At 65.0% G+C, this 915-nt stretch carries 1 protein-coding gene; it reads right to left on the minus strand.

The annotated features are described in order from the left end of the window. Positions 1 to 915, minus strand: a 915-nt coding sequence (locus AC6A67_RS16095) for a hypothetical protein (RefSeq protein WP_498037579.1), incomplete at both ends; no start/stop codon positions are given.

Consider the following 915-nt stretch of genomic DNA (forward strand, 5'->3'; position numbering starts at 1 on the left):
TCACCGTCAGCATAGGCGCCGACGCCCGCCAGCACGGCGTTCACCGCGCCGTCATTGACGGCAAAGATGCGGTTCCGGTCGCCCTCGGCCCAGGCAGCGAGACCAGCGCCAAGCGAGTTGACGACGCCAATGTCCTCATTGGTGAGCGCGACGCGGTTGCGATCGCCATCGACATACGCCGCCATGCCAACGAGGGCGCTGTCGATCTGGCCTGCGTTCACCACAACGGCGGTGTTGCGGTTACCATCGATAAGCAGCCCGGCGCCGACGCCAATGGCGTCGATATGGCCGATATTGTCGACACGCACCCGGTTGCGGTAGCCGTTGGCGCCACCCACCAGGCCGGCGCCGCCAGCGTTAATCTCGCCGCTATTGGCGACCAGCACACGGTTGAAATTGCCGTCCGCAAAGGCGCCAGCGCCGAGCAGGCCCGCGTTGATCTCGTCGTTGTTGGCCAGAACCGTGCTGTTGCCATGTCCGTCGACATAGGCCGCAACGCCTGCCAGCGCCGCGTTCACCTCGCTATCGTTGATCATCAGCGTACGGTTGCGGTTGCCCTCCACATGGCCGGCCATGCCGGCGCCGATGGAGTTGACCACCCCCGTATCCGTGTTCAGCGCCAGAACCTGATTGCGGTCGCCGTTGACGAACGCCGCCATGCCCAGCACGCCGCTGTCGATGCTCGCCGTGTTGATCAGGCGACCCTGGTTGCGATCACCGTCAACAAACAGGCCGGCGCCGATGCCGACGGCGTTAATGTCGCCGTCATTGTCGACCAGCACGCGGTTGCGGTCGCCATTGACGCCGCCGAGCAAGCCTGCGCCACCGGCGTTGATCTCGCCAATGTTGGCCACAACCACGCGGTTAAAGTTGCCTTCAGCAAAGGCGCCAGCGCCGAGCAGGCCCGCGTTGATC

Source organism: Camelimonas sp. FR25 (genome assembly GCF_059740505.1).